19 protein-coding genes are annotated in these 21,497 nt (G+C 66.2%); 6 read left to right on the top strand and 13 right to left on the bottom strand.

Going from position 1 to position 21,497, the window contains the following annotated elements; translation table 11 throughout:
• Positions 1-17 precede the first annotated feature (17 nt).
• The gene (malQ, locus tag J7I85_RS23460) at positions 18-2,264 is read right to left on the bottom strand and encodes a 4-alpha-glucanotransferase (protein ID WP_214857973.1); all 2,247 of its coding nucleotides are present in this window, start codon (positions 2,262-2,264) and stop codon (positions 18-20) included.
• Positions 2,265-2,490: 226 nt separating this feature from the next.
• Positions 2,491-2,829 carry a hypothetical protein gene (locus J7I85_RS23455; protein WP_214857971.1) on the bottom strand — a complete coding sequence of 113 codons (339 nt, stop codon included), beginning with the start codon at positions 2,827-2,829 and terminating at the stop codon, positions 2,491-2,493.
• Positions 2,830-3,161: 332 nt separating this feature from the next.
• Between J7I85_RS23455 and J7I85_RS23450 the strand changes: the two genes are divergently transcribed.
• Entirely contained in the window at positions 3,162-5,825 is a 2,664-nt protein-coding gene (locus J7I85_RS23450) for a GH32 C-terminal domain-containing protein (protein ID WP_214857969.1), read from the top strand.
• A gap of 88 nt (positions 5,826-5,913) precedes the next feature.
• On the opposite strand, the gene J7I85_RS23445 is transcribed toward J7I85_RS23450, so the two are convergent.
• Both J7I85_RS23445 and J7I85_RS23440 read right to left on the bottom strand, forming a co-directional pair.
• On the bottom strand, positions 5,914-6,207 hold the full coding sequence (locus tag J7I85_RS23445; protein ID WP_214857961.1) for a putative quinol monooxygenase: 294 nt from the start codon (positions 6,205-6,207) through the stop codon (positions 5,914-5,916).
• 44 nt (positions 6,208-6,251) lie between these two features.
• Entirely contained in the window at positions 6,252-7,250 is a 999-nt protein-coding gene (locus J7I85_RS23440) for a LacI family DNA-binding transcriptional regulator (RefSeq protein ID WP_214857996.1), read from the bottom strand.
• Between the two features lie 164 nt (positions 7,251-7,414).
• Between J7I85_RS23440 and J7I85_RS23435 the strand changes: the two genes are divergently transcribed.
• The 4 genes from J7I85_RS23435 to J7I85_RS23420 all read left to right on the top strand — a co-directional run bounded on the left by J7I85_RS23435 (position 7,415) and on the right by J7I85_RS23420 (position 11,574).
• Positions 7,415-8,533 carry a substrate-binding domain-containing protein gene (locus J7I85_RS23435; RefSeq protein ID WP_214857959.1) on the top strand — a complete coding sequence of 373 codons (1,119 nt, stop codon included), beginning with the start codon at positions 7,415-7,417 and terminating at the stop codon, positions 8,531-8,533.
• A 148-nt stretch (positions 8,534-8,681) separates the two neighbouring features.
• Positions 8,682-9,728, top strand: a complete 1,047-nt coding sequence (locus tag J7I85_RS23430; RefSeq protein WP_214857956.1) for an ABC transporter permease — start codon at positions 8,682-8,684, stop codon at positions 9,726-9,728.
• Positions 9,725-10,519: an ATP-binding cassette domain-containing protein gene (locus J7I85_RS23425; protein ID WP_214857954.1), complete on the top strand. Its 795-nt coding sequence runs from the start codon at positions 9,725-9,727 to the stop codon at positions 10,517-10,519. Before J7I85_RS23430 ends, J7I85_RS23425 begins: the two co-directional genes overlap by 4 nt.
• Before the next feature lie 83 nt (positions 10,520-10,602).
• A complete protein-coding gene (locus tag J7I85_RS23420; protein WP_214857952.1) occupies positions 10,603-11,574 on the top strand; it encodes a carbohydrate kinase in 972 nt (323 codons plus the stop codon).
• Between the two features lie 41 nt (positions 11,575-11,615).
• Here the strand turns inward: J7I85_RS23420 and J7I85_RS23415 are convergent, their stop codons facing one another.
• Positions 11,616-13,274 (bottom strand): amidohydrolase, encoded by a 1,659-nt coding sequence (locus J7I85_RS23415; protein ID WP_214857950.1) that lies wholly within the window; start codon positions 13,272-13,274, stop codon positions 11,616-11,618.
• Complete coding sequence (locus tag J7I85_RS23410; RefSeq protein ID WP_214857948.1) at positions 13,264-14,721, bottom strand: APC family permease; 1,458 nt, start codon at positions 14,719-14,721, stop codon at positions 13,264-13,266. The genes J7I85_RS23415 and J7I85_RS23410 overlap by 11 nt, the downstream gene beginning before the upstream one ends.
• 157 nt (positions 14,722-14,878) lie before the next feature.
• Here J7I85_RS23410 and J7I85_RS23405 point away from each other — a divergent pair, with 157 nt between their 5' ends.
• Entirely contained in the window at positions 14,879-15,487 is a 609-nt protein-coding gene (locus J7I85_RS23405) for a TetR/AcrR family transcriptional regulator (RefSeq protein ID WP_214857946.1), read from the top strand.
• Positions 15,488-15,523: 36 nt separating this feature from the next.
• Here the strand turns inward: J7I85_RS23405 and J7I85_RS23400 are convergent, their stop codons facing one another.
• The 7 genes from J7I85_RS23400 to J7I85_RS23370 form a co-directional block, all read right to left on the bottom strand.
• Positions 15,524-16,567 carry a HoxN/HupN/NixA family nickel/cobalt transporter gene (locus tag J7I85_RS23400; protein ID WP_214857944.1) on the bottom strand — a complete coding sequence of 348 codons (1,044 nt, stop codon included), beginning with the start codon at positions 16,565-16,567 and terminating at the stop codon, positions 15,524-15,526.
• Positions 16,567-17,352: an urease accessory protein UreD gene (locus J7I85_RS23395; RefSeq protein ID WP_214857994.1), complete on the bottom strand. Its 786-nt coding sequence runs from the start codon at positions 17,350-17,352 to the stop codon at positions 16,567-16,569. Before J7I85_RS23395 ends, J7I85_RS23400 begins: the two co-directional genes overlap by 1 nt.
• Positions 17,353-17,456: 104 nt before the next feature.
• Complete coding sequence (gene ureG, locus J7I85_RS23390) at positions 17,457-18,074, bottom strand: urease accessory protein UreG (protein ID WP_214857942.1); 618 nt, start codon at positions 18,072-18,074, stop codon at positions 17,457-17,459.
• A 12-nt stretch (positions 18,075-18,086) separates the two neighbouring features.
• Complete coding sequence (locus tag J7I85_RS23385) at positions 18,087-18,755, bottom strand: urease accessory protein UreF (RefSeq protein ID WP_214857940.1); 669 nt, start codon at positions 18,753-18,755, stop codon at positions 18,087-18,089.
• 141 nt (positions 18,756-18,896) lie between these two features.
• On the bottom strand, positions 18,897-19,373 hold the full coding sequence (gene ureE / locus J7I85_RS23380) for an urease accessory protein UreE (RefSeq protein ID WP_214857937.1): 477 nt from the start codon (positions 19,371-19,373) through the stop codon (positions 18,897-18,899).
• A gap of 9 nt (positions 19,374-19,382) precedes the next feature.
• The gene (gene ureC / locus J7I85_RS23375) at positions 19,383-21,143 is read right to left on the bottom strand and encodes an urease subunit alpha (protein ID WP_214857935.1); all 1,761 of its coding nucleotides are present in this window, start codon (positions 21,141-21,143) and stop codon (positions 19,383-19,385) included.
• Complete coding sequence (locus J7I85_RS23370) at positions 21,140-21,493, bottom strand: urease subunit beta (RefSeq protein WP_214857933.1); 354 nt, start codon at positions 21,491-21,493, stop codon at positions 21,140-21,142. The genes ureC and J7I85_RS23370 overlap by 4 nt, the downstream gene beginning before the upstream one ends.
• Positions 21,494-21,497: the final 4 nt, after the last annotated feature.

Genomic DNA, 21,497 nt, shown 5'->3' with positions numbered 1-21,497 from the left:
CGCAGGGCGGCTCAGGCTCAGGCCCGCATGGCCTCCTCGACCGCCGCGAGCAGGGAGTTGAACCTGTCGTCGCCCTCAAGGCTGTCGATCAGCACGGAGTCCCCGTCGGAGTTAGCCAGCGGCACCTGCCAGTTGGGGTACTGGGCGGAGGTGGTGCCGGGCTGGTTCTGCACCCTCCGTTCGCCGACCGCGTCCACGAGCGCCACCCCGAGAAGGACTGACGGGGTCTGCGCGAGCAGTCGGTGCAGCGCCTCAATGCGCTCCTCCTCGGAGCCGGCGTCGCTGGCCGAAAGGAGGCCCCGATGCCGGAGCAGGTCCATCATCTTCTCCAGCTTGGCATTGTGCTCCAGGCGCTCCTCCTCCGCCGAGCGCTCGAGCAGCCCCAGCGCGTTCCGCAGCGTCACGTGGTCGCCTGCGAGGTAACCCGCCGTCGGCGGCAGGTCGTGCGTGTTCACGCTGGAAAGCGCCTGCAGCCTGTACCGTTCGGGCGGCAGCGGGGCGTCGCCGTCGTTCTCAAACCACAGGATCGAGGTGCCCAGGATGCCCCGGGCCGCGAGGTAGTCCCGGACCCACGGCTCGAAGGTGCCCAGGTCCTCGCCGATCACGACGGCGCCGGCGCGGTGCGCCTCCAGAGCGAGGATGCCGATCATGGCGTCGTGGTCGAAACGGACGTAGGCGCCGTCCGCTGGCGAGTTCCCTTCCGGCACCCACCAGAGCCGGAAGAAGCCGAGGATGTGGTCCACCCGGATGCCGCCGGAGTGCCTCAGCACCGTTGCGAGCATCTCCCGGAACGGCTTGTAGCCGGCCTCGGCCAGACGGGTGGGGTGCCATGGCGGCTGGTGCCAGTCCTGCCCCAGCTGGTTGTACATGTCCGGCGGTGCGCCGACGCTGACGCCGGGAGCGAGGACCCCGTGCAGCGTCCAGGCATCGGAACTCTGGAGGTCTACGCCGACGGCGAGGTCGTTCACCACGCCCAGGCGCATACCGGCGTTGCGGGCGGCCTGCTGCGCGGATTCAAGCTGCTCGTCGCAGAGCCACTGCAGCCAGCGGTGGAACTCAATCCGTTCGGCAAGCTCACCCCTGAGCTTCTCCGCCAAAGGCGAGCCGAGCGCAGCCGTTGGGTCGGCCCAAAACGGGTCATCGGCGTCGAGATCCTCACGGATCGCACACCAAAGGGCGAAGTCATCCAGGCCGGCGCCGGCGCGGCGGCAGTAGTCCTCAAACGCGAGCTGCCGCGACGGCGAACGGCGCACCCCAAAGATCAGCTCCAGTGCGGCCAGCTTGGCGGAGTAGGCCTTGTCCCGGTCAAGCCTGATGGCATCCTTGTTCAGCTTCCGCGCCTGCTTCATGAGGCTGTGGACCAGTGACTGCTTCTTCGGCTTCAGGTACGCCAGTTCCGGAATGGCCTCGATCCGCAGGTACAGCGGGTTGAAGAACCGGCGGGTCGACGGTGAATACGGCGACGGCTCCAGGGGCGGCACGGGATCGGCCGCGTGCAGCGGATTGACCAGCACGTAGTCGGCCCCGCGGGCTCCGGCCACCGCTGCGAGCTCGGCGAGGTCGGCAAAATCGCCCACACCCCAGGACCGCTTGGAACGGACGGAGTACAGCTGCGTCGCCAGCCCCCAGCCCCTGCGTTGTTCAAGGTCGGCTGCCGTGGAGAGCCGGGCGGGAGTCACCACCAGCGTGGCCTCGGCAACCATTCCGGCCGCCTCGGCACGCAGGGTATGCCACCCCAGGCCCGTGTTTTGGGGCACGGCGAAGGTGGCCCGGCCGGTCAGAATGCCGTCCACCTCGCGCGGTTCCACCCAGACGTCCTCCTGGACGGCCTCCAGCTCGCGTCCGTCCTCGGTGACGGCCCACATTCGGACGGGCGAACCGTGCGGGACATGGACGCTCACCTGCTCCGGCGTGCCCTCCTGAACCACGACGGCGGGCGGCAGCATCCGGCGCCAGGGCGCCAGTTCCGCCTCGGCCAGTTCGTGCTCGATGAGCGGGTCAGTGCGGGCGTTGACTCCCAGCGCCGCCAGGACGCGGATCAAGGTTTCGGCCGCTACGTCATGCGGCTGCCCGTCCCACCCCTGGTAAGACGTGCCAACGCCGTAGGCCTCCGCCAGCCAGCGCAGCAGCTCGGGATTGACCGCGGTGTTGGTTACCGGCGTTCCGTTGCCCGCCTGTGTTTCAGAGGGAGAGGGATCAGGGGAAGAGGTCGCGGGGGAAGGTGTGTCAGGGGAACTCGCGTGCTGCTGGCTGGGAGCCTTCATATATCCGCCTCGTCTGCTGTAATCGGCCCGAAACTAACGCTGCTGTCCGTCGCGGCCGGCCGTTTTCAGCGCCCCCGCAACTGCTGGTTCCGATTATTGCAGGCTGCGTTGACTGTCCCGGGCGCCGCGGGCAGAAACCCGGGCGGGTGTCGTTCTGACGGGCGATCGCCGAGCCATGATCTGCCGTGATAGTGATCTGCTGGTAGCGATCTTCCCGCGGCCAGGCCTAAGCGGCAGCACAGGCCTTCTGAAGATCATCGACGGAATCGCTGGGAACCTGGTCGCCGGCCTGGGCGATCGCCCTGAGGGGCCCGGTGATATCGGCGGGGACGCCAGCGGTCTCGGCACCGGCCACAAGGCCCGCGAGTGCCGCCTTGTCCGAGGCGCTGACCAGGCCGTCCTCGATGATGGCGCAGATCTGTCCCTTCACCTGTCCGGCGGCAGCGTTGGCAGCCTGGGACACCGCCGAGCTCGCCGCATTCTGGGCCGCTTCCCCGGCCTGGGCGCAGCCCGCCAGCAGGACAACAAGAGGAATCATGGTCATGGCGAGGTGGCTGCGTTTCATGATCCCACCCTAGCAACGGTGCCACGGGGAACTCCGACACTGAAGCCTGCCCTCGTGCCTACGACGCTCAGCCGTCGACAGAGACTGACAACGGTGTCCGGTCCGCGTTCCACAGCGGCTTGCCGCCAAGGCCGCCCGGCCAGGGCACCGCAACCGGGGCTGACAGCGGCGTCTCGGCCCCAGGCCACAAAGGCTTCAAGGGTTAGCGCGCCAGGCCAATATGCCGCCGTCGAATCCGTTGACTTGTCTTGTGGACATCCCCTAGCGTTCCAGTCACTGACAACGTTGTCTATTCTGCCCGTCAATTAGGGGGAGGGCAGAAGGCACGCGCGATGAAGGGCGACACCAGCACTATGCACCAGCGAAAATTCGGCAGACTACAGCTATGTACCGCACTGACCGTGGCAGGTCTCAGCCTGGCCGCGGTACTGGCCGGAGCAGGAACAGCGACGGCGGCCGGGTTCTCCGGCGACGAGCAGTTCCGGCCGGCCTACCATTACACCCCGCAGCAGAACTGGATGAACGATCCCAACGGAATGGTGTTCCACAAGGGCGTTTACCACCTCTACTACCAGCACAATCCGTCCGGCAACCAGTGGGGCAACATGTCCTGGGGCCATGCCACGTCAACAGACCTGGTGCATTGGAAGGAGCAGCCGCTGGCCATCGCCACGGATGACCAGCAGGACATCTTCTCCGGCAGCGTCGTGGTGGACAAGAACAACAGCTCCGGCCTGGGCACGGCCGAGAACCCGCCCATGGTGGCAATCTTCACCAGCGCCTACAAGGACGCCTCGCCCTACAAGGGGCTGCAGGCGCAATCCCTCGCCTACAGCCTGGATGAGGGTAAGACCTGGACCAAGTACAGCGGTAACCCGGTGCTCAACCGCAACTCGGCGAACTTCCGCGACCCGAAGGTGTTCTGGTACGACTCCCCCGGCGGGGGCGGCTACTGGGTGATGGCCGCTGTCGAGGCCACCGAGCACAAGGTGGTGCTGTACAAGTCCGGCAACCTCAAGGACTGGACGCAGCTCAGCGAGTTCGGCCCGGCGAATGCCACGGGCGGGCTCTGGGAATGCCCCGACCTGTTCCCGCTTGCGGTCGACGGCGACCCCGCGAACGTCAAATGGGTGATGGTGGTCAACATCAACCCCGGAGGCGTGGCGGGAGGCTCGGCCGGGCAGTATTTCGTGGGCAATTTCGACGGCACCGCCTTCACGTCGGAGACCACAAAGGCCGTTGACGCACTGCCCGCGGGCACTCCCCTGGCAGGCTTCAACGACGGCACGTACAGCGGCTGGACGGTGAACAACGAACCCGGCAACTCGAAGGACGGCCCCTTCGCCGGGGCGCCGGCGGCCGGCACCCTCGCCGGGCAGAACGGCGTCACCGGCTTTGCCGGCGCCGGCCTGATCAATTCATTCAACGACGGCGACTGGCCGGTGGGCTCGATGAACTCGCCGCAGTTCACCGTGGACAGCGATTACCTCAACTTCTTGGTGGGCGGCGGACAGCATCCGCGGGTCTCGGACAAGCTGGACAACACGCCGCCGCCCGGGGACCTGCTGTTCAACGGCTTTGAGGTAGCGGACGGTTCTACTCTGGCCGACGCCGGGTGGACAGGAACCGGGGATCTGGCACCGGCGTTCCAGCCGGCAACCTCTGGCGGCGACTTCTATATCGGCGCCAAGCGGATCAACACGTTCGATACGGGAGGAGCGCCCGGCGACGACAGGCAGGGAACCCTGACGTCGCCGTCGTTCACGGTGAACCGGAACTTCATGAGCATGTTGGTGGGCGGCGGACACCGCACGGCGGGCTCCGGGCAGACGCTGGAAGTCCAGCTCCTGGTGAACGGGAACGTGGTGCGCAGTCTTGCTGGGGACGAAGCCGGCGCCCTGAATTGGAAGGGCTGGGACGTGGCCGAATTCTCGGGCCAGCAGGCACAGCTGCGGGTCGTGGACCAGGCCACCGGCGGCTGGGGTCACCTCACCTTGGACCATGTCATGCTGACGGACCAGGCCGCAGTGCCCCGTTCCGATGAGACCACCGTCAATCTCGTTGTGGACGGCAAGGTTGTCAGGACGGCCACCGGCGCCAACAGCGAGGTTTTGGACTGGGCGTCGTGGAACGTTTCCGAGTTCAAGGGGCGGCAGGCCAGCATCCGGGTGGTGGACAACAACCGCTTCGGCTGGGGCCACATCCTGGCGGACGAGTTCGTCGCCTCACCGCGTCCGGCCACGCCGCGGGTGCAGACCTACGACTGGCTGGACTATGGCCGGGACTACTATGCGTCCGTGTCCTTCAACAACATGCCACAGAACAAGCGGGTCATGCTCGGCTGGATGAACAACTGGGACTACGCCAACAGCATTCCCACCTCGCCGTGGCGCAGCGCCATGTCACTCCCGCGCGAAGTGTCCTTGACCCAGACGGCCGGCGGTCCGCGGCTGACGCAAAAGGCAGTCCAGCAGGTGGATGGCCTCGCCGGGAAGGAAAGCTACGCCGAAAAGCGGGCGCGGAACATTCCCGCCGGCACCCACGTGCTGCCGCCTGCGGCCGCGGGTGACGTGCAGCGGATCGACGTGACCTTCTCGCCCGGTACAGCAGCCAAGGCCGGAATCACCGTCCTGGGGAACGGCAGCAAGTCCACCGTCATCGGGTACGACAAGGGAACCGGAGAGCTGTATGTCGACCGGAGCAACTCCGGCATGACTGACTTCCACCCGCTCTTCGTCTCGGTTGATTCCGCCCCCGTGGCCGTGGATAGCAGCGGCAACGTGACGCTACGGATCTATGTCGACAGGTCCTCGGTGGAGGTGTTCGCCCAGAACGGCTTGCGGACCATCACGGACCAGGTCTTCCCTGAACAGGGCGCCAACCAGGTAGCGCTCTTTGCAGAAGGCGGCACCGCCCGGCTGAAGTCGCTGACTGTTACGCCGCTCAGCCAGTCCATGTTCCAGGCAGCGCAGGTGCCCACCAAGAACAGGAAGTAAGGGCGCCTCGAAGAAGGCCGGCACAAGGAAGGCCGGTGACCGCAGAACCTGCGGCCACCGGCCTTCTTCGTGGCGGGGCGGCGCCGGCCTAGTGGACCGGCTGCAGCCAGGTCAGCACCGAACCATCCTCCTCAATATGGTCCGCGAGCTCCCCGTTGAACCGGGCGCCATAGTCCGCCGTGATGTGTTCCTGGAAGGCTGCATCGTCGCGATACACCTCGAAAACGAAGTATTCCCGGGGGTTGCTTTCCCGCGTGTACGGCAGGAACAGCTGGTTGCCGGGCTCGCTGCGCACCTGCTCGGTCAGTGCGCGCATCATCTCGGCAACGCGGGTCTCGCTGCCGGGCTTGACGGTGAATTCGGCGTAGAGCGTCTTGGTCATGGTTCTCCTGTCGGGATGGGTTTTGAGGGGTCGGTGGTTCTGGTTTACACCGGTGGGCGCAGCTCGCCTGACCCGCGGGTAATGAGTTCCGAGGGGACGACGTAGGTCTGCGGCGCGCTGTTGTCGCCGTCGATCCGGGCCAGCAGGCGTTCGGCGGCCAGTTTTCCGATCCTGTCGGGGTGCTGTGCAATGACGGTCACGCCCGGCTCCATCATGTCGGCCAGGGTGAAGTCGTCGAAGCCGACGAGGGCAACGCGCTTGCTGGCGCCAAGCTCTTTCAGCGCCCGCATAACGCCGAACGTGACGAGGTTCTGGCTGGAGAAGATGGCCGTGGGCGGGTTCTCCGATGTCAGCAACTGAAGGGCGGCCCGCCTCGCCGAATCCTCGTCGTGGAGGCCTTCGAGCACCGGAACCGAGGAGGTTGCGATGCCCGCCCTGCCGACTTCTTCGATGAAACCGCGCCGGCGTTCGCGGGCGGTCTGGATATCTGTGCGGTCACCGAGATAGGCGAGCTTCGTGTGGCCCTGTGCGATCAGGTGGCTGGCGGCCATGGCTGATCCGACCGCGTTATCCGTCACCACTGCGTCTGCCTCGATGCCCACGGGTTCACGGTCGATGAAGACCATGGGCAGGTCACGTGAGTGCTCCGGGATGACGTAGGACTGGCTTTTTGCAATCGGCGTCAGGACCAGCCCGTCCACGCGCCTGCCCAGGAAGGCGGCAACCAGGGCTTTCTCCCTTTCGGGGTCGTCATCGAGGCTGGCGGCGAAGACCGCAATCCCTCGGGCGGCCAGGGAGTCCTCCAGGGCGCGGTGAATCTCACCGCTGAAGGGATTGGACACGCTCGGCAGCAGGAGGCCGATGGAAAGAGTCCGGCGGCCCGCCCGGCGAAGGCTTCCCGCTGCCATGTCCAACTGATAGTTGAGCTGCTGGGAAGCGCCGAGTACGCGCTGGCGGGTCGCCTCTGAGACCCCCGGTTCATCGTTCATCACTCGGGAGACGGTCTTGATGCCGACGCCGGCCAGTGCCGCGACATGGCGCATCGTAGGCCGGTTCTTTGTCGTATCGGGCTGGTAACGATTAGACATCGTTGTCATAAATTGGTCCTTCATCATCGAATTTCTCTTGACTGTACCTTGTGACCTTGATTACATGATGCATGACATCGTTGTCAGGCACCAGAAGTGCCATGAAACCAGGAGATTCAATGTTGAGTTCCAAAGCCCCGCGGACAGTCACCCACCGCCTGCTTGCCATCGGTGCAGTCCTGACCCTCGGCACGCTCAGCCTCACCGCTTGCGGCGGGAGTTCGCCGACCACATCGTCAGCCGGAAGCTCTTCGGCCGAGAAGGTCGGCGTGTCCCTGATCGTCAAGACCACCTCGAACCCGTTCTTCGTTTCAATGCAGGACGGCGCCAAGAAGGCCGCCGAAACCGACGGCGTGGACCTCAAGCTCGCAGCAGGCAAGGCCGACGGCGACGAAGAGACGCAGATCCAGGCAATCGAAAACGCAATCTCCAAAGGCGACAAGGGCATCCTCATCACGCCCAACGGCCCTTCCGTCGTCGATGCCCTGAAAAAGGCCAAAGATGCCGGGCTGTTCGTCATCGCCCTGGACACCCCGCCGGACCCCGCTGACGCCGCCGATATCACCTTCGCCACCGACAACTTCGCCGCCGGTGAACTGATCGGCAAGTGGACCGCCGCCCAACTCGGCGGCAAGAAGGCCACGATCGCGCTGCTGGACCTGTTCGACGACAAGGTCGTCTCGGTGGACTACAACCGGGACCAGGGCTTCCTGACCGGCCTCGGCATCGACACCGCGGACAAGAAGAAGAACGGCGACGAGGCCAAGACCGGCAAATACACCGGCGGCAAGGGCGGCGACTACGAAATCGTGGGCAGCCAGGCAAGCCAGGGCGCTGAAGACGGCGGCCGGACTGCCATGGAGACCCTCCTCGCCAAGAACCCGAACGTCAATGTGGTCTACACCATCAACGAGCCAGCTGCGGCCGGCGCCTTCGAGGCGCTGAAGTCTGCCGGCAAGGAAAAGGACGTCTTGGTGGTCTCGGTGGACGGCGGCTGCTCGGGCGTCAACAACGTCAAGGCCGGCGTGATCGGCGCCACTGCCCAGCAGTACCCGGTGAAGATGGCGGAACTGGGCGTCAAGGCCATCGTTGAGCTGGCCAAGACCGGCAAGAAGCCGGCCAACTCACCAGGACTGGACTTCTACAACACCGGCGTCGAGCTCGTCACGGATAAGGCCGTCGACGGCGTCAAGAGCATCACCACGTCCGATGCCTCCAAGATCTGCTGGGGCAAGTAACCAGCATGGACCCCGCACCGCGGGAGCGTGCTGAAGATTCAGTACTCTCCCGCGGTTCACAGCAGGAGAATTAACTGCAGAAGCAGCAGCCGCCGCACCAGTCCCAGCCGAACCAGCCCCAGCAGGACCTTGAAGTTCAGGAGCAACAGTGACCCAGCAACAGACAGCCGGACCGCCCGCCGCAGGCCATGCAGACCCGGCCGAGGAATTCCTCGACCGTCAGACCCCGCTCAGCCGAATCCGCAACATCCTCCACCGCTATCCCGCGCTCAGCCCGGCCATTGTCCTGCTTGTTGCGGTGGTGGTCTTCGGGCTCCTCAATGAGAGGTTCCTGCGTGTCGAGAACCTGTCCCTGATCACTCAGCAGGTCTCGGTGGTGGGAACCCTCGCAATCGCTCAAACCCTCATCATCCTCACCGCCGGCATCGATCTCTCAGTGGGCGCCGTCATGATCCTCGCGTCCATGGTGGTGGCACAGCTGGCCGTCGGCAGCGGCATGCCCGCTCCGCTGGCTCTCCTCCTCGGCCTCGTCGTGGGTCTGGCAGCAGGGGCGCTGAACGGTTTCCTGGTCACCAGGTTCCGGCTCCCCCCGTTCATCGTCACGCTCGGAACGCTGAACATCTTCATCGCCGTGACGCTGCTCTACTCCGGCGGCTCTACAGTCCGCGGCTCCAGCATGCCCGGCCTGCTGACGTGGATGGGCAGCACGTTCCCGGTCGGCCCCGTGCGGATCTCCACCGGCGTGGTCATGATGCTCCTGCTCTACATCGCGGTCGCGTTCATCCTCGGAAAGACCGCCTGGGGCCGGCACGTCTACGCGGTTGGCGATGACAAGGAAGCCGCCCGCCTGGCCGGTATCCCGGTGAACCGGGTACTGATGAGCGTTTACCTCGCAGCGGGGGCCGTGCTGGCCGTTGGCGCGTGGATCCAGATCGGCCGCACGAACGCAGCCAGCCCCAACGCCGGCGTGGACCTGAACCTCGACTCCATCACCGCCGTCGTCATCGGCGGAACCAGCCTCTTTGGCGGACGTGGCTCCATCTGGGGCTCCCTCCTCGGGGCGCTGATCGTCGGGGTGTTCCGCAACGGCCTGTCCCTCGCCGGCCTCGATGTGCTCTACCAGACCCTCGCCGTGGGCGTCCTCATCATCCTCGCTGTGTCGATCGACCAGTGGATCCGAAAGGTGAAATCATGACCGCCACAGAATTCCAGCCGGCCAAGACCGAGGTCCGCCAGCCGATCCTGCAGGCCAGGAACCTCGTCAAGACCTTCGGCCGCGTTGTGGGTCTGGACGGCGTCAGCCTTAACCTGTACCCGGGCGAAGTCCTGGCGATCATTGGCGACAACGGTGCCGGAAAATCCACGCTCATCAAGTGCCTCACCGGTGCCGAGGTCCCGGACTCGGGCGAGTTGTTCGTTTCCGGCCAGCAAGTCCACTTCAAGCGCCCGCAGGACGCCCGCGTCCACGGCATCGAAACCGTTTACCAGAACCTTGCCGTATCACCGGCGCTCGACGTCGCCTCCAATCTGTTCCTGGGCCGCGAAGAGCGGCTTCCCGGCCCGCTGGGCAAGCTCTTCCGCGTCCTGGACACCAAGGGCATGCGCCGCAAGGCCAAGGAGGAACTGACCCGGCTCGGCATCTCGACGCTGCAGGACGTGACAGTCCCGGTGGAGAACCTGTCCGGGGGCCAGCGCCAGGCGGTGGCAGTGGCCCGCGCCGCGGCGTTCGGCTCCAAGGTGGTTGTCCTCGATGAGCCGACTGCGGCACTTGGCGTCCGGGAGTCGAACCAGGTCCTGCAGCTGGTCCGCGATCTCCGGGACCGCGGCCTCCCGGTCATCCTGATCAGCCACAACATGCCGCATGTGTTTGACGTGGCGGACCGGATCCACATCCAGCGGCTCGGAAAGTGCGCGGCAACCATCACGCCGCAGTCGCACAGCATGACCGACGCCGTGGCCATCATGACGGGCGCCGCAACGGCCTAGTCCGCAAGAGCACCACCGATTCTCCCCCAACTCCGTCCGCGGGCCTCCACCGGGTCCGCGGACGGCTCCATGAAAGGCCCTCCATGCCTCAGACCCATTCCACTGGCACTCCCGCCACAATGCCTGATGTCATCGTCATCGGCGAAGCCCTGGTCGACGTCGTTGCGTCCGCAGACGGAACTGTCGAGCACCCCGGCGGATCGCCGGCAAACGTCGCCTACGGACTCGGACGCCTCGGCGTTCGCGCAGCCCTCCTGACCTCCATCGGCGAAGACGACCGCGGCGCGGCGATCGAAGCGCACCTGAGCAGCGCCGGCGTCGAGCTCCTCCCCGGTTCCAGGTCCAAGGGCCGCACAGCCTCTGCCACCGCCACCCTCGCCGCAGACGGTTCCGCCACCTACGACTTCGACATTCGCTGGGAACTGCCGCCGGTGGCACCGGCATCACTTCCCAAGGTGCTCCACACCGGCTCCATCGCGACCTTCCTGGCTCCGGGCGCAGCAGCTGTCAGGACCCTCCTGGAGCAGTCGCACCGCGAATGCGTGGTCACCTACGATCCCAACATCCGCCCGGCACTGCTCGGCAGCCACGCTGAGGCCCGGACCATCTTCGAGGAGCTGGTCCCGCTCACCGACGTGGTCAAACTGAGCGACGAGGATGCCCGCTGGCTGTACCCGGAGCTGCAACTGGAGGACACCGCGGCGCGAATCCTCAGGCTGGGTGCGGGGCTGGCCGTGGTCACCCGCGGCTCCGAGGGGTCGCTGCTGGCCACTCCGGAGCTGCAGCTGGTGGTGCCGGCCGTCCGGTCCGCAGTGGCCGACACCATCGGCGCCGGGGATTCGTACATGGCGGCGCTGATCTACGGGCTGCTGGCGCGCGGAGCGGACGGCCTGGCACCGGCAGTGCTGGAAACACTCGGACGCACGGCATCGAAGGCCGCCGCGATCACAGTGCGCCGTCCCGGAGCCAACCCGCCCACGGCTGCCGAACTCCTGGCGGACCTGACGGAGGAAGCGGCGACGCCCGAGGATGTGGCGCCCGCCGCGGTCGCCTGAGGGACCGGGCCTAAGACAGGTGGGGCGTAAGACACCTGTCGCTAGGACAGCGGTGACCTCCCGGCCCCGACGGCCGAGTGCTGCTCCGCCGAGTGCTGGGCCTGCCCGTCGACGAATGTGGCCAGAACCTGGGCAGCAGCAAGGTCATCGGGCGCAGCCGCCAGCGGATCCAGATCGAACACCGTGAAGTCCGCGCGTTTGCCCACGGTGATGGAGCCGGAGACGTCCCACTCCCCCGCGGCCCTGGCGGCGTGCGCGGTGTAGCCTTCGAGCGACTGACGGGCCGAGAGGGCCTGCCCGGGAACAATCGGCTGCTCACCCGGGCGGCCCGACCGCCGTCGTAACTGCGCGTCCGCCAGGATGGGCAGCGGTTCGAACGGGGCGATCGGCCAGTCGGATCCGAGCCCCAGGGTGGTTCCCGCAGCACGGAGGTCCGCGCACCGCCAGGCGTTGTTGGCCCTTTCCGTGCCGAGCCGGGTGGACCAGTTGTCCGAGTGGTCGGCACGGGAGTAGTGCGTGCAGTGGGTCGGCTGCATGCTCGCGATCAGGCCGGAACGGGAGAACCTTCCGACCAGTTCGTCCGGAACGGTCTCGAGGTGTTCGATCCGGTGCACGCCGGGCGGTGTGCCCGGAGGCAGGGACTCGAAGGCATCCAGGACCGCGGCCACCCCGGCGTCGCCGATTGCGTGCGTGGCTGTAGGAATACCGCGGCCGGCGAAATAGAGCACGGCCTCGGCATATTCCGCGGGCCGGGGCCAGAACGATGCCACCGACTCACCATAGGCATCGGGCTCAAACAGCCAGGCAGTTCCATTGTCCACCGTGCCGTCGACGAACAGCTTGATGCCGGCCACCTCCCAGCGCCGCCCTCCCACCCCGATCTGCCCGGCCAGCCCGCGCCAGTCAGGCTCACCGGTGCCCGGCATGCACCACGGCGAGATCCTCAGCCGCAGCGGAAGGCCGCCGTCGGTCTCCTCCTCAAGCGCCCGGTAAAGCTCCAGCGAATCGTCGTTGCAGTCCATCACGTGCGCCCCCGTCAGCCCGGACCGCGAGAACTGGGTGAGCAGTTCCGCCAGCCGCACCTTCCGTTCGGCGAAGGACTCGGCGGGCATCACCCGGGCAACGAGTTCGACGGCGGCCGCCTCCAGCAGGAGCCCCGTGGGCCTGCCGCTGCCGTCGCAGACCACCTCTGCGGCCTGGTCGAAGGCGCGTGGACCGGTGACGCCCGCGATTTCGAGGGCCCGGGAACTGGCCAGCGCGGAATGCCCGTCGAACAGGCGGAGAAGGCACGGCCGTCCGGAGACGGCGTCGTCAATCAGCCCGCGGTGTGCGGCAGCGGATCCGAACACGTTGGGGTCCAGGCCCCAGCCGCGCACCCACTCGCCGGGCGCTGTCGCGGCCGCCTCGGCGCGCAGAAGCGTGCGCACCGCAGCCAGGTCCGCGGCGCCGGACAGGTCGCAGCCGCGGGTCAGTTCCAGCCCAAAAACAGGATGGATGTGGCAGTCCACCAGGCCGGGGGTCAACACGGCGTCACCGAAGTCGATGACCTCCGCGGCCCGCCACTCTGCCGCATCTGCACGGCTTCCGACGGCGGCAATCACGCCGTCCCGGACGGCAACGGCCTGTGGCTCCGGGTTCCTAGACGGCAGGCCGTCCATCGTGTGGACGGTGCCGGCGAGGATGATCAGGTCAGGATTCATGGGTTTCGAAGCTTCCGATCTGTGCAAAGGTTTCCGGCCGGTGGCGGCGCACCCAGCGGGCGGCCAGGAGTCCGGCGGTAAAGACAAGGGGCGTCACCAGGATGAGGATGGTGTTGGTCAGTGCATCGGCAAAGGTGAGCAGTTCGATGTTGAACCCGATCAGCAGCACCACGCCGAAGAGCAGGACGGCCGACGCCAAACTGAGCGGGACCATCAGCCGGTGCGTGACGGCCTCGGGATTCCGGCGCAGGTAGAGGAAGGCCGCCACCGATACCAGACCCTGCAGTCCGACGATGCCGAAGATCCCCGGGGTGTTCACCCAGATCAGCAGCTGCTGGTAAGGATCCGCGTTCAGGAGGGCACAGACCATGATGACCAGGGCGGCGAGGACCGTCTGCAGCTGGCCGGCCCGGTGTGGTGATTTGAACTTCGGGTGGGTTTGCCCCAGGAAGTCCGGCAGCACGCCGTCGCGCGCCAGCATGTAGACGTAGCGGTTGATCGCGTTATGGAAGGCCAGCTGGGAAGCGTAGACGCTGGTGACGATCAGGAAGTACATCGCCACCTCGGCCCAGGGACCCACGTAGTGGTTGATGGTCTGGAAGAACATCCCGCCCGCCAGCTGCCCGGCGGCTTCCACGGCACGGTCTTCGCCGTAGGCCTGCACCACGGCCCAGACGATGAAGGCGTAGAACACGGACATGAAGCCGACGGCGATATACGTGGCCCGGGGCACCGACCTGTCCGGGTCCCGGGCCTCCGAGCGGTACAGCACGGTGGACTCGAAGCCCATGAATGCGGCGAAGCAGATGCCGAGGATGGCCAGGACGCCCGGCCCGAACGCGTGCTCCGGGGTGAAGGAGCCCACGCTGATTCCGTGCGCTCCGCCGCTGCCGAGGATGCCCGCCCCCATCAGGGCCAGGATGCCGGTCTCGGCCACGAGGAGCACCCCGAGCACTTTGGCGCCGACGTCGATGCCCCGGTAGCCGAGGAACCATACGGCGGCCACGGCGGCCAGGGCAATCGCCGGCCAGGGCACCTCGAGCCCGAAGACCACCTTGAGCATGTCGTGGGTCTGGACGGCGAAGAGTCCGTAGACGCCGATCTGGAGGCAGTTGTAGGAGACGATCGCCAGGATGGCTGAGGCAAGTCCCACGGTCTTGCCCATGGCCAGCGAAATGTAGGTGTAGAAGCCGCCGGCCGCCTTCACGTGCCGGGTCATGGCCATGAAACCGACGGCGAAGAGCGTGAGCACGATGCCCGCCAGGAGGTAGCCCGCCGGGGCGCCGATGCCGCCGACGCTGATGGCCACCGGGGCAACACCCGCCATGACGGTCAGCGGCGCTGCCGCCGAAATGACGAGGAAGGCAATGCCGCCTGTGCCCAGGGCATTGCGCTTGAGGGCGCCGTCCGCAGACGACGCCGGAGGTCTGGTTTGGGTATCCGGCACTGGTCCGTCCTTTCTGGAAGCCCATACTAAACGAAAGGCTTTCGTTTAGTATGGGGGTGTGTGGCGCGGAGCACAACAGGTTTGTTTGAAGCGGTCACCTCAGGAGCCGGAGACTAGGCTGGGTTCCGATGTTCCAATGCTGCAGACAGGAGATTCCATGGGGCGCCCGCTCCTCCCGCTGATATCCGTGGGGGCCCTGACCACGGCCGCGCTGGAACTGGTCGATGAGAGCGGCGACTTCAGCTTGCCGAAGCTGGCCAAAAAGATCGGCGTGAGCCAGTCCTCCATCTACAACCACGTCAGCGGCCGGGACGAGATCCTGGAACTGCTGCGCCACCGGATCATCACCGAGGAGCCGTACACTCCCGTGGACCACAGCGACTGGGAGGCCGCCCTTCGCGTCCTGATCCGCGCGTACCGGGACGCCTTTGCCCGCCATCCGCGGCTGGCTCCGCTGCTGGTGCTGCAGTCCATCACGGACCCGGCGGTCATCGGTCTCTACGAGGACCTGGCCCTGGCCCTGGAGGGCGCGGGATTCCGCGGGCGTGACGTCGTGGCCGCCATCTCCACCATCGACAGCTTCGCCCTCGGCGCGGCCCTGGACCTCGCGGCACCGGAAGTGGTGTGGGACCCGCCTGCGGAGGGCTATCCCACGCTGAAGCGCGCGCTCGGCAATGCCGGGCCAGCGGAGGAACGGGGCGGGCACGCCTTCGACTTCGGCCTGGACGTGGTCATCGGCGGGCTTCGGGCGAAGCTTGTCGGCTAGGAAGAGGCTGGGCGGGCTTCGGGCGAAGGTGGGCGCTTAGGCGCGGGCCCTCCGGCGCCCGCGCAACGACGCCGCACCCCACAGCGCCAGGAACGCAGCCACCAGCAGCAGCCCGGCATCGCCCAGATCGATGGCACCCAGCCAGGCGGTGAGCGGGTCCTTCAGCCCGAACGCCGCGTTGAAAAAGCCGACGAGGGTTATCACGGCAACGAAAAGCGCGGAGAGGGCCGATAGCCCGGTAATGACGGCGTTGAACCCAAGTTTGCGCAAGGGATCGTGGATGGCCGAGTTGTACATCCGCATCATGGCAACGCCGTTCGTGGTGTCACACAGGGTCATGGCGGCGGTGAACGCGAGCGGAAGTGCCAGTAGCGCGGCCGGCGAAACGCCCGCCAAGGAGGCCGCCGCCGTCATCACCAGGAGCCCAATGGTGGTGGCGGTATCAAAACCGAGCCCGAACAGGAAGCCGATCACGTACACATTCCTGGGCCGCCGCACCTTTGACAGCGGCCGGGCCAGAAGGCGGGCCACAAAGCCCTTGGCTTCCAGCTCCTCCGGCAGCACCGTTCCGCCGCCGCGGACCCTGCGGTAGGACCGGGCGGCACCGAGAAACGCCGACCCGTTGAAGAGCCCCATGGCCAGCAGGAACAAACCGGAAACCCCGCTGCCAATTAGCCCAAGGACGAGGTTTCCGGTGCTGCCCTCGGTCATGAACCTGCCCACCAGCGACACCCCGGAGACCACCAGGGCCCCGGCCAGGATCACCACCGAACTGTGCCCCAGGCTGAAGGCGAATCCCACACTGGTGGGATCCTGCCTCTGCGCCACGAACTTCCGGGTGGAGTTGTCGATTGCGGCGATGTGGTCCCAGTCGTAGCTGTGCTTGATGCCGGCCAGGTATGCCGTAAGCACCAGTCCGAGCGCCAGCGGCTGCCCCGACGCCGCAGTGCCGGCAACGAGGAGCACGACGGCTGCGAGGTGCAGGATGCCCACCGCGGAAAAGGTGGCCAGTATGCGCGTCCGGAGCGGCAACTGCTCCCGCTCGCGGTACATGGCGGCGAACTGGGTCAAGGTAGTCATCAGTACTTCCTCAGGTTCAGGGGCGCCTGGCCGTACCAGCGTTGACGGAGAAGGCCACTGCAGCCACCCAGTAGCGTATTGAGTTTTTCGGTGCTGTTCGACAGGGACCGGAGCACCAGTGCCGTGATGCCGTCCATTGTGGCACTGAGCGAGACCCCTGTGTAGGCGTCGAACTCTTCGGCCAGTTGGTGCAGATCATCGGCTAGCGCCTGGTCCACCCGGGCGTCCACCACCACCAGCGAACCCAGGTGGCTATAACCCTCCATGAAGCCCGTGCCGGTGACGTCGTCGATCGGCGGGCGGATCAGCAGATTGTCCAGGGCGAGCAGCCGGGTGCCGCCGTCCGTCTCGACGTGGATCTCGTTGCGGAGCCGCAGCTCCTCGTACCGGAAGGAGGCACCGTCCGGGGACCATCCCGGCGTGATCACCTCAGCCATTACCAGGCTCGACGTTGGCCGCACCGTGATGTACGTGTTCTGCCGGTAGCTGGCCTCTCGGTAGGCGATCACCTGGTCCGGCGCCAGCTCCAGCCGCGACCCCTCCCCCAGCCGGACGGTCATCCGCTGCTCGGCAAATGATGCCGGAGTCCGGTAGATTTTCGTCGCGGACTGCGTGGTGAGCAGCAGGTCAGCCCCGTCCCCCACCTCCACGTCAACGACGTAAAGATCGGCCCCCAAATACGCCCCGCCAGGATTGACGACGACGTAGCAAACCTGGCCGGACTCATCCAGATAGTGCGGGCGCAACACGCGCAAGGCGCCTTGATGAAATTGCCGGGACGCAATGGAACGCCCTCCACGTTCGCTGATGACGAGCTCAAGCACCCCGTGAGGCGACCCGGCCGCAGAAGCGGCCGGTGAAGCCGCTGGTGGCACTGCCGCCGTCGTGCTCACTGCGCCAGGTCGAGCATCAGGACATCGCGCCGGATCCATTCGATGACGTGCTCCAGGCCTTCGTCCGTTTTGAGGTTCGTGAAACAGAACGGCTTGGCACCGCGGAATTCCTTGGAGTCGCGTTCCATGACGGCGAGGTCTGCGCCGACGTGCGGGGCGAGGTCTGTCTTGTTGATGATGAAGAGGTCGGACTTGATCATGCCCTGGCCGGCCTTCCGCGGGATCTTCTCGCCCTGCGCAACGTCGATGATATAGATCGAGAAGTCCACCAGCTCCGGGCTGAAGGTGGCCGAGAGGTTGTCGCCGCCGGACTCCACGAAGATCACCTGCAGGTCCGGGTGCCGCTGCTTGAGCTCCTCGATGGCCGCGGTGTTCATGGACGTGTCCTCGCGGATGGCGGTGTGCGGGCAGCCGCCGGTTTCGACGCCGATGATGCGGTCCTCCGGCAGGATTCCGTTGGCGGCCAGGATCTTGGCGTCCTCGATCGTGTAGATGTCGTTGGTGATGGCGGCCATGGAGATCTCCGTGCTCATGTGGCGCGTGAGCCGTTCCACGAGCTGGGTCTTTCCGGCGCCGACGGGGCCGCCGATGCCGATCTTGATGGGTTCAGTCATGCTGTCCTCCTGCTAGCTCATGAACATGCGGGCACGTTGGCGCTCGTGCCTCATCTGCGAAATCTCCAGTCCGGGGCTGACGGCCCCGAAGTCGTCCGGCGTCAGGCAGGCCGCCCGCTCGACGGCGGCAGCAACGGCGTCGTGCGCGTTCCGCAGCACCCGCTGGCCGGCACTCTGCCCGAGCGGGATGGCCCGGACGGCGTTCTGTGTCAGTGACGTGACGGTGGCGAAAAGGTACGCGGCGATCGCCGCAGCCGGCGGAACCCCCAGCGAACGGGCGACGACGGCGAACGCCAGCGGCTGATGGCCGGCGGCCCGGCCCCCGCTCACCAGCGCCCGGTACGCCGACAATTCCGGCGAGGGAAACACTTCGGTGCCGATTTCGAGCATCCGGTTCCCCATCTTGACGCTGGCCTCCCGAACCTGCCGCGGCAAAAGCTGCGCGGAGAGCAACTCATCGAGCTCAACCACAGGAACACCCTCATACAAAAACCGGATAGCCAAGGCATCCGAATAAGTCAGCTGCTGTGAAAGGAACGCCCCCAACCACCGGTCAAATGACTCCTCATCCCGCACCACCCCCCGCTCGATGTAGGTTTCAAACCCCAACGAGTGAGCAAACGCCCCAGTAGGAAGCGAGGAATCACACAACTGCTGCAAAGAGAGCTGGTAAGACGTCACTGTTGGCCCCCGGCGGTGAGGTGCCAAACAGCCGCTCCGGAATTTTTGGCCGCGGTGTGGAGGGCATCGCGAAGCTGGCACGGCCCAAATTCCGGAGCGGCCTCCCAAGCCGACCGCCCTCGCCGCCAGACGCGACAACGGTTAGTGCGCGTGTTCAGCATGGCGGAAAGGCACTGGCATGACGCGTTCCTGGCGGTGGTAGGGCACTCCGACGTGTTTGAGATAGTCCTCGACGGTGTGGTCGTACTGGCACACCATGACCTCGGCGCCGTACTCGGACGACGCGTCGAAAAACTGCGCCTGCAGGTGCCGGTTGCCGAGGGAGTGGGCCACAATCCCCATCTCGTGGATGGTCCGTGGTGCGATCACCAGGACATCGGTGGGCAGCACTGAGACCACGACCATGTTGGTTTCGGCCACGTGCAGCACGTCGCCGTCGCGGAGGTCGGCCGATCCGGCAGGAAGCCGGATGCCAATCTCATTGCCGTGGTCGGTGGTGACGCGCTGGATCCGCTTAACGAGCTGGGCACTGGGCAGCACCACCTTCTCCCGGTGCAGGCCGGAGTAAAACTCGGCTGGCTGGTCGTGCAGGTTGCCGAGGACTTTCTCGATGATCATCTGAAACTCCTAGAAGAGGAAGTACCGCTGCGCCATGGGCAGTACGTCCGACGGTTCGCAGGTGACGTCTTCTCCGTCCACAGTCACCGCGTAGGTTTCCGGGTCCACCTGGATGTCCGGCGTGGCGTCGTTGTACCTCAGGTCCGCCTTGGTCAGGGTCCGGATGCCGGAGACCGGCCGGATGACCTTCTCCAGGCCCAGCTCCTCCGGCACACCGGCGTCAATGGCCGCCTGGGAGAGGAAGGTGATGGACGACTGTTGCAGGGCCTTGCCGTGGGCGCCGAACATGGGTCGCATGGTGCGCGGCTGGGGTGTGGGGATGGAGGCGTTGGCGTCGCCCATCAGGGCGTAGGCAATCTGGCCTCCCTTGAGGACCAGCTCGGGCTTCACGCCGAAGAATGCCGGATCCCAGAGCACCAGGTCGGCGAACTTGCCCTCCTCCACGGAGCCAATGGAATCAGCCATGCCCTGGGCGATCGCCGGGTTGATGGTGTACTTCGCCACATAACGCTTCAGCCGGAAGTTGTCGCTGTCCTGTCCTGAGCCAGATGCTGCACCGTGGGCACCACCGGCAGGGTCCTTCAGGACGCCGCGCTGCTTCTTCATCTTGTCCGCCACTTGCCAGGTGCGGGTGATCACCTCGCCCACGCGCCCCATGGCCTGGGAGTCAGACGACGTGATGGCGAAGATCCCCATGTCCTGCAGGACGTCCTCCGCCGCGATGGTCTCGGCACGGATCCGGGAATCGGCGAAGGCCACGTCCTCAGGGATGTCCGGATTGAGGTGGTGGCACACCATGAGCATGTCCAGGTGCTCTTCGATGGTGTTCCGTGTGTAGGGCAGCGTGGGATTCGTGGAGGCGGGAAGCACGTTCGGCAGGCCGGCGATCTTGATGATGTCCGGCGCGTGCCCTCCCCCGGCGCCCTCGGTGTGGAACGTGTGGATGACACGCCCGTCGATGGCCCGGATGGTGTCCTCCACGAAGCCGCACTCGTTCAGCGTGTCCGTGTGGATGGCCACCTGGATGTCATACTCGTCCGCCACCTTCAGCGAGGTGTCGATCGAGGATGTGGTGGAACCCCAGTCCTCGTGGACCTTCAGGCCCACCGCTCCAGCACGGATCTGCTCGGCCAGCGGCTCGACGGCGGAAGCGTGCCCTTTGCCGAGCAGACCGATGTTGACGGGAAAACCCTCGGCGGCCTGCAGCATGCGGTGGATGTGCCATTTGCCGGGGGTGACGGTGGTGGCCTTGGTGCCTTCAGCCGGTCCGGTGCCGCCGCCGACCATGGTGGTCACCCCGCTGCAGAGCGCCGTGGCCACCTGGTCCGCGGAAATGAAGTGGATGTGCGTGTCCACTCCCCCGGCGGTAAGGATCTTGCGTTCCCCAGAGATGATCTCTGTGCTGGCGCCGATGACGATGTCCACGCCGTCGGCAATCTGCGGGTTTCCGGCCTTGCCGATCCGAAAGATGTGGCCGTCCTTCAGTGCGACGTCCGCCTTGTAAATGCCGGTATAGTCCAGCACCACCACGTTGGTGATGACGGTGTCCGGCACACCGCCGCCGGAACCGACACCGTCGCGCGTGGCCTGGCCGTTCTGGCCCATGCCGTCCCGGATGACCTTGCCGCCGCCGAAGACCACTTCCTCGCCGTAGTTCGTGAGGTCCTTTTCGATCTCGAGGAACAGATCGGTGTCGGCGAGACGGATGGCGTCGCCCGTTGTCGGGCCGTAAAGGTCCGCGTACTGCCTGCGGGACAATTCAAAGCTCATCGGTCTCCCCCGTCCCGGTCAGTGCCGCCCTGGCCAGCGCCGTGGCCGAGGCTGCCGTTCACCGCGTTACTCAGGCCGTAGACCTCCCGGCCGCCGGCCAGCCTGATCAGCCGGACAGTCTTTCCGTCGCCCGGTTCGAACCGTGCTGCGGTGCCGGCGGGAATGTCCAGGCGCCGCCCATAGGCGGCGTCGCGGTCGAATTCCAGCGCCGGGTTCGCCTCCGCGAAGTGGTAGTGCGAGCCCACCTGCACGGGACGGTCACCGGTGTTGAGAACAACGACGTCGACCGCCTCGCGGCCCGCGTTAATCACCAGCGGTTCAGGACGCAGGACATACTCTCCGGGAATCATGGCG

The sequence above is a fragment of the Arthrobacter sp. ISL-65 genome (genome assembly GCF_018613795.1).
Classification (GTDB): domain Bacteria; phylum Actinomycetota; class Actinomycetes; order Actinomycetales; family Micrococcaceae; genus Arthrobacter.
This window is presented reverse-complemented; position numbering and strand designations above follow the sequence as displayed.

What these genes read in the sequence shown, in the direction of transcription:
- malQ (WP_214857973.1), bottom strand. Translation starts at nt 2,264, where the DNA reads ATGAAGGCTCCCAGCCAGCAGCACGCGAGTTCCCCTGACACACCTTCC.
- J7I85_RS23455 (WP_214857971.1), bottom strand. Translation starts at nt 2,829, where the DNA reads ATGAAACGCAGCCACCTCGCCATGACCATGATTCCTCTTGTTGTCCTG.
- J7I85_RS23450 (WP_214857969.1), top strand. Translation starts at nt 3,162, where the DNA reads ATGAAGGGCGACACCAGCACTATGCACCAGCGAAAATTCGGCAGACTA.
- J7I85_RS23445 (WP_214857961.1), bottom strand. Translation starts at nt 6,207, where the DNA reads ATGACCAAGACGCTCTACGCCGAATTCACCGTCAAGCCCGGCAGCGAG.
- J7I85_RS23440 (WP_214857996.1), bottom strand. Translation starts at nt 7,250, where the DNA reads ATGCGCCATGTCGCGGCACTGGCCGGCGTCGGCATCAAGACCGTCTCC.
- J7I85_RS23435 (WP_214857959.1), top strand. Translation starts at nt 7,415, where the DNA reads ATGTTGAGTTCCAAAGCCCCGCGGACAGTCACCCACCGCCTGCTTGCC.
- J7I85_RS23425 (WP_214857954.1), top strand. Translation starts at nt 9,725, where the DNA reads ATGACCGCCACAGAATTCCAGCCGGCCAAGACCGAGGTCCGCCAGCCG.
- J7I85_RS23420 (WP_214857952.1), top strand. Translation starts at nt 10,603, where the DNA reads ATGCCTCAGACCCATTCCACTGGCACTCCCGCCACAATGCCTGATGTC.
- J7I85_RS23415 (WP_214857950.1), bottom strand. Translation starts at nt 13,274, where the DNA reads ATGAATCCTGACCTGATCATCCTCGCCGGCACCGTCCACACGATGGAC.
- J7I85_RS23405 (WP_214857946.1), top strand. Translation starts at nt 14,879, where the DNA reads ATGGGGCGCCCGCTCCTCCCGCTGATATCCGTGGGGGCCCTGACCACG.
- J7I85_RS23400 (WP_214857944.1), bottom strand. Translation starts at nt 16,567, where the DNA reads ATGACTACCTTGACCCAGTTCGCCGCCATGTACCGCGAGCGGGAGCAG.
- ureG (WP_214857942.1), bottom strand. Translation starts at nt 18,074, where the DNA reads ATGACTGAACCCATCAAGATCGGCATCGGCGGCCCCGTCGGCGCCGGA.
- ureE (WP_214857937.1), bottom strand. Translation starts at nt 19,373, where the DNA reads ATGATCATCGAGAAAGTCCTCGGCAACCTGCACGACCAGCCAGCCGAG.
- ureC (WP_214857935.1), bottom strand. Translation starts at nt 21,143, where the DNA reads ATGAGCTTTGAATTGTCCCGCAGGCAGTACGCGGACCTTTACGGCCCG.
- J7I85_RS23370 (WP_214857933.1), bottom strand. Translation starts at nt 21,493, where the DNA reads ATGATTCCCGGAGAGTATGTCCTGCGTCCTGAACCGCTGGTGATTAAC.